The organism is bacterium (assembly GCA_037128595.1).
Taxonomy (GTDB): domain Bacteria; phylum Verrucomicrobiota; class Kiritimatiellia; order CAIKKV01; family CAITUY01; genus JAABPW01.
Window position 1 is genome coordinate 1 of sequence record JBAXWB010000014.1, and the last position, 9994, is coordinate 9994.

The 9994-nt window shown below is 56.0% G+C and carries 7 protein-coding genes; 4 read left to right on the top strand and 3 right to left on the bottom strand.

The window, feature by feature from the left end; genetic code table 11:
* Positions 1-99 precede the first annotated feature (99 nt).
* Both dnaN and dnaA read right to left on the bottom strand, forming a co-directional pair.
* Positions 100-1194, bottom strand: coding sequence for a DNA polymerase III subunit beta (gene dnaN, locus WCS52_10025; protein ID MEI6167521.1), 1095 nt, complete (start codon positions 1192-1194; stop codon positions 100-102).
* 249 nt (positions 1195-1443) lie between these two features.
* Positions 1444-2811 (bottom strand): chromosomal replication initiator protein DnaA, encoded by a 1368-nt coding sequence (gene dnaA, locus WCS52_10030; protein ID MEI6167522.1) that lies wholly within the window; start codon positions 2809-2811, stop codon positions 1444-1446.
* Positions 2812-3351: 540 nt separating this feature from the next.
* Here dnaA and WCS52_10035 point away from each other — a divergent pair.
* Positions 3352-3903, top strand: coding sequence for a Spy/CpxP family protein refolding chaperone (locus WCS52_10035; GenBank protein MEI6167523.1), 552 nt, complete (start codon positions 3352-3354; stop codon positions 3901-3903).
* Positions 3904-4008: 105 nt separating this feature from the next.
* Here WCS52_10035 and ppdK read toward each other — a convergent pair whose 3' ends face one another.
* Entirely contained in the window at positions 4009-6732 is a 2724-nt protein-coding gene (gene ppdK / locus WCS52_10040) for a pyruvate, phosphate dikinase (GenBank protein ID MEI6167524.1), read from the bottom strand.
* A gap of 309 nt (positions 6733-7041) precedes the next feature.
* On the opposite strand from ppdK, the gene tkt reads away from it, so the two are divergent.
* The 3 genes from tkt (at position 7042) to WCS52_10055 (ending at position 9829) form a co-directional block, all read left to right on the top strand.
* A complete protein-coding gene (tkt, locus tag WCS52_10045) occupies positions 7042-9030 on the top strand; it encodes a transketolase (GenBank protein MEI6167525.1) in 1989 nt (662 codons plus the stop codon).
* 92 nt (positions 9031-9122) lie between these two features.
* Positions 9123-9419: a hypothetical protein gene (locus WCS52_10050; GenBank protein MEI6167526.1), complete on the top strand. Its 297-nt coding sequence runs from the start codon at positions 9123-9125 to the stop codon at positions 9417-9419.
* Positions 9416-9829: a putative toxin-antitoxin system toxin component, PIN family gene (locus WCS52_10055; protein ID MEI6167527.1), complete on the top strand. Its 414-nt coding sequence runs from the start codon at positions 9416-9418 to the stop codon at positions 9827-9829. Before WCS52_10050 ends, WCS52_10055 begins: the two co-directional genes overlap by 4 nt.
* Positions 9830-9994: the final 165 nt, after the last annotated feature.

Consider the following 9994-nt stretch of genomic DNA (forward strand, 5'->3'; position numbering starts at 1 on the left):
GCAACCAAAAAAACACGCCTTTTTGTGTTCCCATCAGAATTTTGTCGGCCACCCTTGGGAAACCCCATTAACCCATAACCTCTAACCAATAACCGTTACTTACGAAATCCGCATCGGCATCAGCACGTAGATAAACGGCACATCGCACTTGATCACACCGGGACTGAGTTCATCCGTCAATTCGACGTAAATCTCATCGTTGGCGATGTTCCGCAGGGGCTCCATGATGTAATCGGGATTAAACGCCACCTGGATATCCTTGGCATTGTACTTAATGGCCACGGACTCATGGGCTTCACCGACATCAGGCGAAGAGGCACTGATTTTAAGTTTATTCTTGCCGAAGGTCAGCTTGATCGAACTGGATTTATCGCTGGTCAGCAGGGCCACGCGCTTCAGGGCCGTCAGGAACACTTCCCGATCCACGGCGATACGTTGTTCACACTGGCCGGGAATCACCTGGCGGAAATTCGGATAGGTACCTTCGATCAGCTTGGTGGTCAGCGTGACCTCATCAAATTCAAACGTCGCCTGGTTTTTTCCAATGAAGATCTTGACCATACCCTCATCCTTCAGGATGCGGATCAGCTCATTGACCGCTTTGGTCGGCACAATGGCTTCACATTCGGCTTCTTTCGGGAATTCAATTTCAGTTTCCGTCAAGGCCAGACGGCGGCCATCGGTGGCCACCAGGGTGAGCTTATTGCCCTTGAAACTCATCAGGGTCCCGTTCAAAATAAAGCGGGTTTCATCCGTTGAGGCGGCATAAAACGTCTTCTGGAGCATCTGTTTCAGGGCCTTCTGATCCACCGAGAAGGTATGTCCCCCTTCGTTGGCAGGAATGGCGGGAAATTCGTCATCCGGCAATCCGTTGATCTTGAAAAAAGCGGAACCGCAGGTGATTGAAGCCGCATTCTTTTCATCTACTTCGATTTCGATATTATCGGCCGGAAGTTCACGGATAATGCTGAATAATCTGCGGGCCGGAATGGTGGTGGCGCCGGGTTTACCGATTTTGGCATCCACGGCACAACGCATGGTCACATCCATGTCGGTGGTGGTCATCCACAGGCGGTCGTTCTTGGCTTCCAGCAAAACGTTGGAGAGCACGGGAAGGGTCGGACGTACATTCACCACACCATGAACCATTTGAAGTCCTGACATGACGGCATCTTTGGCAATAACAAGTTTCATTTATCCTCCCGGTTCAAACTATCAACAATTCAGTAATAGTAATCTTTATATAATCTTTTAAATATCACCCGTATTATACCCTGTTCACAACGTCAATAACCCCAGAATATCGCGAAACGACCACAAAAACAGATGAAAATAGGGTCACCCCACCTGTTAATGACACCCCTCGATTGGGTGTGAGCAACGTGTGATAACATGCTTTGAGCCAGTTACCAACACTATTTCTCATGGTTATGAACACTGTTGTCAACTCTTCTTCTCCAGAAGACGACTGAGATGGGATACATTCTGACGGAGATCGGAATCCGTTTCCATTTTGCGGGCGACTTCCCGATAGGCATGCAAAATCGTGGCATGGGTTTTGCCGAACGCTCCCGCGATTTCAGGAAGGGAGGAAGGGGTCAGTGACCGGCAGAGGTACATCGCGATCTGGCGGGGCATGGTGATGGCCGCAGGGCGCCTCTTGCTGGTCATGTCCACCAGACGGATGTCATAATGATCCGCCACGGCTTTCATGATGTGCTCAAAGGTCAGGTCTTCCTGCTTCTCCTGGTCAATGGTGTCGCGCAGCAGGGTTTCGAGATCCTGAATGGTCAGGGCCCGGTTCATCAGCGAGGCATAGGAGGTCGCACGGATCAACGCCCCTTCAAGCCGCCGGATATTGGAACGGATGGTTTTGGCAATGAACAGGATGATTTCGTCGGCATGCTTGTATCCGCATTGCGCCTGTTTGTTGCGGAGAATGGCAATACGGGTCTCGAGATCCGGCGGTTGAAGCTCCGTGACCAGCCCCCATTCAAAGCGGGTGACCAGACGTTGTTCAAGGCCTTGAATCTCGCTGGCAGGACGGTCACTGGTCAGCACAATCTGCTTATGGGCATCGAAGAGGGCGTTGAAGGTGTGGAAAAACTCCTCCTGCATCCGTTCCTTGCCAGCCAGGAAGTGGATATCATCAATCAGCAGGAGATCCATGCTCCGGTATTTTTTCCGGAACTGAACCAAAGTTTTATTCTGAAGCCCCTCGATATATTCATTGGTAAAACTTTCGGACGACAAATACGCAATCTTCGCGTTTGAGTTTTTCAGGACATGATGGCCAATGGCCTGCATCAGATGCGTTTTCCCCAGTCCGGAACCGCCGTAAATAAAGAGGGGATTATAAGCGCGGGCCGGCGACTGGGCCACGGCGAGTGCCGCCGCATGCCCGAAGTTATTGGAGGGGCCCACCACAAAGGCATCAAAGGTGAAGTTGGCATTGAACACCGGGCCTCCGGGCTGACGGACTCCGGACGGGCGGCGGGGTACGGCCACAGGTTCAGTGACGGCCTGAGGAGTGGGTGCCGAGACCGGCTCCAGCATCCGTTTCGCCACTTGAAATACAATGTCGTACGATTCGCCCGATACCGAAGTCACTGCGGCTTTAATCAGCGGCAGGTAGTTTTCCTCAAGCCAGGTCTGGTAAAAATTATTACCGACGCGCAAGGTCAGAGTTTGTCCCTCAATGCTTCCCGGCTCAATGACGGCAATCCAACGCGAATAAATATCCGGATGCAACAGCTTGCCCAGATGATCGCAAGCCGCGCTCCACACAGCAGACGCATGATTTCCTGACACAGTAAAACTCCCTCTGGCAATCCTTCAACGAAACAGATGCCATTTGACGCAGATCAAAATAAAAAACTAATAATCGCCCAATAAAGCGAAGGGTTTCCGGAGTTATTAACAAGTTGTTAACAGATCACTTGTTGTCTTCTCTCGTACCCGCTGACGCAGGACAATAGGGGAGAAAATATAAGCAGGCAAGGGGATTTATCGTTTTTGCGCAAAATATTTTAGACCTACGACAGGTTGATTTTATTTAACTAGACGCCACAAGGGGTGGTGTTATCGTCATAAAACTAAATAATCATAATCGGGCAAATGTGGATGATTCAAGTCGTTAAAAAAGAGTCCAAAATGGGTGAAAAAAATGTAACCTATTCGTTTTGAATGGTATATGAATGCGAAGAAATTAACAACCTGCAAGCGGATCGTAAAAAGCCCTGATATTTGCCTATTTTTGATTACGATTAAGATACGGCGTGCAATATTCCGAGGGGTACGCCCGTTCTGTAGACCAGAGATCGTTAAACATTAATGAAAGGATGGCAATCGATGAACCGTTTTGGACTGATTATGGGGAGCCTGATGGGGATGACGATGATGGCGATGGCGAACGAACCTGCTGAGCAAGCGGCGCGACCGGCTCAGCCGATGCGCCAAGGCCGGGGCGAAATGAGAGAGGGCGGCGATATGATGATGTTGATGCGCCCGGCGGTGGTAAAAGAGTTGCAACTAACGGCCGAGCAGCAGGCGCAAATTGCCGCAGTGGTCGGCTCCGCGTCGAACGAAATGACCGCCCTGCGCGAGCAGATGCAGACCCTGGCGAAAAAGCAGGCCGGCTTGATGGGCGCTGAGCCGGTGGATGAAGCGGCCATTCTCCAATTGGCGGATGAGATCGGAAAAGTCCGTTCCGATACGGCCAAGATTCAGATCAAGCAGATGCTGGCGGCCCGTAAAATCCTGACGGCTGATCAGCGTCTCAAGATGCGGGAGATGATGAAGAAATTTATGGCAAAACATGAGGGGCAGCACCCCGGGGGCAGGATGAATAAGGGGGACGGGAAGCCCGATGGCGCCGTTCCGCCGCCGCCTGCGGCTGAGTAACCTGTCCCGAAGTGAAGTCGTAAGCGCGCCGGGATACCGGCACAAAAAAACGCCCCGGAGGTAACTCCGGGGCGTTGTCTTTTCAGACGTGCTCAGTCAGGCGTGTCAGCCCTTGAGCGCCGCGTGAGCGGCCGCCAAGCGGGCGATCGGCACCCGATACGGACTGCAGCTCACATAGTTCAGACCGGTCTTGAAGCAGAACTTCACCGACTCGGGATCGCCACCCTGTTCGCCGCAGATGCCGACCTTCAGGTGCTTCTTGGTCTGACGGCCCTTTTCCACCGACATCTTGATCAACTGGCCCACGCCATCCTGATCAATCGTCTGGAAGGGATCGGCCGCAACGACCTTCTGTTCCAGGTATTCGCCCATGAATCCGCCGATATCATCACGGCTGAATCCGAACGTCATCTGGGTCAGGTCATTGGTTCCGAAGGAGAAGAAGTCGGCTTCCTGCGCCATACGGTCCGCCAGGAGCGCCGCACGCGGAATCTCGATCATCGTCCCGAATAAGTAGGGGATGGCGTCGATCTTCTTACGTGCAATCACATCCTCGTAGACAGCTACGACAATGGCCTTCTGATGCTTCAACTCGTTGATGTCGCAGGTGACCGGGATCATGATCTCGGGCTGGCATTTCTTGCCGCTCTTGATCAGTTCCGCCGCTGCCTCGAAGATGGCGCGGATCTGCATTTCCGTGATTTCGGGATAGGTGATGCCTAAACGCACACCACGGTGTCCCATCATCGGGTTGGATTCATGCAGGGCCTCGCCACGGGCTTTGACTTCCTTGGGCGAAATGCCGAGGCTGACGGCCAGTTCCTTCTGCTTGGCCGGGCTCTGGGGCACGAATTCATGCAGGGGCGGGTCCAACAGCCGAACGGTGACCGGCAGGCCGTCCATGGCCGCCAGGGTCGCCTTGATGTCACTCTTCACAAAGCGGAAGAGTTTCTTCAAGACCGACACCCGTTCTTCCGCTGACTTGCTCAGGATCATTTTTCGGAGCAGGAAGAGAGGCTCATCGCATCCCTTGCCGTAGAACATGTGCTCGGTCCGGAACAAGCCGATCCCCTCGGCGCCGAAGGCGCGGGCCTTGCGGGCATCCTCGGCGGTTTCCACATTGGCGCGGACGCCCATCGTGCGGAACTTGTCCACCAGCTGCATGAACTTCTGGAAGCGGGGATTCTCGGAATTGTCCACCAAGGCCACCTTGCCGTTGAAGACGGTGCCGCGGCTCCCGTTCAGGGTCACCACTGCGCCTTCTTTCAACACCACATTGCCAACGGTGAGCTTCTTCGCGTGCACATCCACGTGCAGGCCGCTCGCGCCGACAATACAGCACTTGCCCCAGCCGCGGGCCACCAGGGCCGCATGACTGGTCATGCCGCCGCGGGCGGTCAGAATGCCCATGGCGGCGCGCATGCCTTCCACGTCTTCGGGGTTGGTCTCTTCACGAACCAGGATCACGGTCTTGCCGGCCTTGGCCTGTTTCACCGCCTCGGTGGAGGTGAACACGATCTGGCCGCAGGCGCCGCCGGGTCCGGCTGGCAGGCCCTTGCAGAGCGCCTTGAGGGTCTGCTCCGCCTTGGGATCCACCACCGGGTGCAGAAGCTCGTCCAGCTGCTGGGGTTCCAGACGCAGGACGGCGGTTTTCTCGTCGATCAGCTTTTCGGCGAGCATGTCCATGGCCATGTTCAGCGCGGCGGTGCCGGTGCGTTTGCCGTTACGGCATTGCAGCATGAACAATTTGCCTTCCTGGATCGTGAACTCAATGTCCTGCATATCCTTGTAATGCTTCTCAAGCGTCTCGCGGATCTTGCAAAGCTGCTTGTAGATCGGCGGCATCTGACCTTCCAGTGAAAGCAGGTGCTTGTTCTGGTCGTTCTTGGTGTCGTCATTCAGCGGACTGGGGGTGCGGGTACCCGCCACCACGTCTTCGCCCTGGGCGTTGATCAGCCATTCGCCGTAGAATTTGTTCTCGCCGGTGGCGGGATTGCGGGTGAACGCCACGCCGGTGGCGGACGAATCGCCCATGTTGCCGAACACCATGGCCTGAACGTTGACGGCGGTACCCCACTCATCCGGAATGCCTTCGATGCGGCGATAGGAGATGGCGCGCTTGCCGTTCCAGCTCTTGAACACGGCCCCGACGCCGCCCCACATCTGATCCATCGGATCATCCGGGAACGCCTTGCCCAGCACCTTTTTGACGCGCTCCTTGAATTTCTCGCACAACCCCTTCAGGTCTTCGGTGGTCATGTCGGTATCGGACTTGTAGCCCTTCTTGGCCTTGAGCTCGTGCATGATGCCTTCAAGCTGCATGCGGATGCCCTTGCCTTCGGCGGGTTCGACGCCTTCAGACTTCTCCATCACCACGTCAGAGTACATCATGATCAGGCGGCGGTAGGAGTCGTACACGAAACGCTCATTGCCGGTCTTGGAGATCAGGCCGGGAATGGTCTTGGTGCAAAGGCCGACGTTCAACACGGTTTCCATCATGCCCGGCATGGATTTGCGGGCGCCCGAACGGCAGGACAGCAGAAGGGGATCCTTGACGTCACCGAACTTCATGCCCATGTCGGTTTCCACCTGGCGCAGGGCCACTTCCACTTCCGTGGCGAGGCTCTTGGGGAAGCGGGACTTGTTCGCAAAGAAATCCACACAGCATTCCGTGGACACCGTAAAGCCTGCCGGCACGGGAAGTCCAAGATGACACATTTCCGCAAGGTTTGCACCCTTGCCGCCCAACAGGTTCTTATCACTGGCTCCGCCCTCGGTTTTACCGCGGCCGAAACTATACACATACTTTTTATCACTCGTCGCTGCCATTACCGTTACTCCTCTTTATTTTGACTCGCGGCGCAACTTGCGACGCGAAACTACCACTAATTTACTGCTTAAAAACAGAGATCGATCCTAATATGCCGTTACAGTGTCCCTTAAAATCAAAACTTCGGCAAAGTTCGGCCACGAAATGAGTATCGTGACAGGGGCTCGCCGGATGCCTGCAGAATTGCAGACTGGACAACCGAACGTGAATCGCTACCATTAACCGTTCCAATATATGGAAGGTAAAGGTTCTCCGCAAGGGGTTTCTTGTAGATTTTTGAAGAAAATAATGAAAAAGGGAGTCGTTCTGTGAGCAAAGCAATTGAGGTCGTGGCAAATACTATTCGTGGTCTGGCAATGGATGGCGTGCAAAAAGCAAACTCAGGGCATCCGGGAATGCCGATGGGGATGGCGGATGTGGCGGCCGTACTGTTCATGAACCACCTGAACCATTGCCCGTCCCGCCTCGACTGGCCGAATCGCGACCGGTTTGTGCTGTCCGGCGGCCATGGGTCCATGTTGCTGTACAGCATGCTCCACCTGACGGGCTATGATCTGCCGCTCAGCGAGCTCGCCCAATTCCGCCAGTGGGGCAGCAAAACCCCCGGGCATCCTGAGTATGGTCACACCGCCGGCGTCGAAGCCACCACCGGTCCGCTGGGGCAGGGGTGCGCGATGGCCACCGGGATGGCACTGGCGGAACGCATGATGGCCGCCCGCTTCAATTCCGGCGCCTTTGCCCCGGTGGATCACCACACGTTTGTCTTCTGCGGTGATGGCGATCTCATGGAAGGGATCTCGCACGAGGCCTTTTCGCTGGCCGGCCACCTCGGGCTGAACAAGCTGGTCGTGTTCTATGATAGCAACCGGATCACCATCGAGGGCGGCACCTCCCTGTCCTACAGTGACGATGTGCGCAAACGGTTTGTCGGGTACAAGTGGAATGTGCTGGAGATCGACGGGCACAATATGGATGAGATCGAGAAGGCCATTGTGGCGGCCAAGGCTGAGAAAGACCGGCCCACCTTGATCATCACCAATACCCACATTGCCCAGGGATCCCCGAATTTACACGATTCCCACAAGGCGCATGGCGAACCGCTGGGCGTGGCGGAAGTCAAGGCCACCAAGAAGGCCCTGGGGCTACCGGAAGACAAGGATTTCTACGTGCCGGATCAGGTGCGGGAGCTGTTTGCAGTCCGCGCCCGTGAGCTGGAGGCCAAGGTGGTGGCCTGGGAGGCCGATTACAAGAAGTACGCCGCCGCCTATCCGGAGCTGGCCAAAACCTGGCAGGACTGCACGAAGCAGGAGCTGCCGGCGGATCTTGAGAAACTCATGCCGACCTTTGAAAAGCCTGAGGCGACCCGTGTCTCCTCGGGTAAAGTGATGCAGGTCCTGGCCAAGACGATGCCCTGGTTCGTGGGGGGCGCGGCCGACCTGGCGCCCAGCACCAAGACCTTCCTGGAGGGAATGGGCTCGGTGTTGCCCGGCAAGTTTGAGGGACGCAATCTGCATTTCGGGGTACGCGAGCTCGGGATGTCGGGCGTGATGAACGGTCTGCAGTTGCATGGCGGCTTCCGGGTGTTCGGCGCCACGTTCTTCGTGTTCTCCGATTATTGCCGGCCTACCATCCGCGTGGCCGCCCTGATGAGCCTGCCGACGATCTATGTGTTCACGCATGACAGCTTTTATGTCGGCGAAGACGGTCCGACGCATGAGCCCGTCGAGCAGCTCGCCAGCTACCGCTGTATGCCCAATGTATCGGTGATTCGTCCGGCCGATCCCACGGAGACGGTGTCCGCCTGGATTGCGGCGCTGAAAAACAAATCCGGTCCGACGGTGCTGTTGCTGACCCGCCAGAACCTGCCGGTGCTGGACCGCAAGGTCTATCCCGCGGCCTCGAACCTGGAGAAGGGCGCCTATGTGCTCTGGCAAAGCGCTGAAGGCACACCCGACTTGATTCTGATTGGAACGGGCTCCGAGGTCAGCCTGGCGCTGGAGGCCGCAAAGGAAGTGGCCAAGGGCGGCAAGATCGTCCGGGTGGTCAGCATGCCGTCCTGGGATCTTTTCGAGAAGCAGAGTGCCGAGTATCGGGCGCAGGTGCTGCCGGCGGACTGCAAAAAACGCCTGGCGATCGAAGCCGGTTGCTCCATGGGCTGGGCCAAGTATGTGGGGTGCAAGGGGCGGACCCTGAGCCTGGATACCTTCGGTGCTTCGGCGCCCGCGCAGGTGCTGGCCGAGAAATTCGGCTTTACCACTGCCAATGTGGTGAAACTGGCGAAAGAAGTGCTGGGATAAGAGTAGGTTTGTCACGGGTTACCGGGAGTCAACTCCCCGGTAACCCTTTTTTTGGCTCGACAATCACCTGATTATCAGATTATTATGTCCTTATGAATTACCTGGCTGTAAAAGATCTGAAAGCGCCGAAACGGGTTCGCGAAACCCTCGCCGCCTATGGCACGGCCCTGGTGACGAATAATGGCAAACCCATGGCGATGCTGGTGGACCTGGCTGAGGGGGAGAATCCCGATCAACTGGCCGAAGCGATCCGGTTGGCGCGCGCGCATCTGGCACTCTCCGACCTGCGTACGGCGAGCCGCCGCAAGGGAACGGACGCGATGACGCTCGACGAGATCAATGGCGAGATTCAGGCCGCCCGTAAAACCCGCCGCCGGGCCATTCCATGATCGCTGCTGTGTTTGATACCAACGTGGTGATCTCGGGCGTCCTTTCCCCTAATGGATCCCCGGGCAAACTCCTCAATGCGGTTCTCGACGGACTCTGTCAGCCGGTAGTGACCGACAGCGTTCTCGCTGAATATGAAGTCGTGCTGAGCCGCCCGAAATTCGGGTTTCCATCGTCCCGTATCCATTCGTTGCTCGATGCCATCCGGTCACGTGCGGTTTTCGCCCCGTTCGCGCCGGTGATGAATGCAGGATCCTTGCCCGATGCCGATGACGTCATTTTTATCGAAGCGGCTTTCGGTCTGAATGTTCCGATCGTCACCGGCAATGCCAAGCATTTCCCTAAACAGGTCGTAAAGCATATCCCCATCCTCTCGCCTGCCGAATTCCTCACCCGGTTTTACGGAGCCTGATAAAGACGGCTCGGCAGGGACGCCTCGCCCTACCTGAAAAAATCACGTATGCTTGAACTAGTAATTGGGTAGGGCGAACCGTCCCGGTGAGCCGCCGCGTCCGGTTAATGCGGGTTCTTGAGTAATACGTTCGGGTGGCGTATATAAGGACCCATCTACAAAGGA

Coding starts and splice junctions, on each gene's coding strand:
- WCS52_10050 (MEI6167526.1), top strand. CDS start 9,123: ATGAATTACCTGGCTGTAAAAGATCTGAAAGCGCCGAAACGGGTTCGC.
- dnaN (MEI6167521.1), bottom strand. CDS start 1,194: ATGAAACTTGTTATTGCCAAAGATGCCGTCATGTCAGGACTTCAAATG.
- ppdK (MEI6167524.1), bottom strand. CDS start 6,732: ATGGCAGCGACGAGTGATAAAAAGTATGTGTATAGTTTCGGCCGCGGT.
- WCS52_10035 (MEI6167523.1), top strand. CDS start 3,352: ATGAACCGTTTTGGACTGATTATGGGGAGCCTGATGGGGATGACGATG.
- WCS52_10055 (MEI6167527.1), top strand. CDS start 9,416: ATGATCGCTGCTGTGTTTGATACCAACGTGGTGATCTCGGGCGTCCTT.